The sequence below is a fragment of the Tritonibacter sp. SIMBA_163 genome (assembly GCF_046535935.1).
In the GTDB taxonomy this organism is placed as follows: domain Bacteria; phylum Pseudomonadota; class Alphaproteobacteria; order Rhodobacterales; family Rhodobacteraceae; genus Epibacterium; species Epibacterium scottomollicae.
In genome coordinates, this window is record NZ_JAWJBP010001425.1 from 1 (window position 1) to 233 (window position 233).

Here is a 233-nt window from a genome sequence, read left to right on the forward strand (position 1 = left end):
GATTGAACCCGCTGGATCAGAAAGCCGGCCGGGTGATGCTTGTGAAAGCTGGCGTCCTGATAGATCAGCCGATCCAGCATATCGGCTCGCATATGCGCTTCGGAGCGCTCGTTGATGGTGGCCAGAATGACCTTCTGCGTCACCGAGCTGATCCCGCGGAGCCGAACAATGCCAAAAACGGCAATGCTGACCCACATCAGCGCATCCGAACTGCCGTCGACGAACACCAGGTC

General features: G+C 58.4%; 1 protein-coding gene. It reads right to left on the reverse strand.

The window, feature by feature from the left end:
- Nucleotides 1–233: ABC transporter transmembrane domain-containing protein (locus R0J92_RS27000; RefSeq protein ID WP_411053947.1), on the reverse strand; the 233-nt coding region annotated here is incomplete at both ends.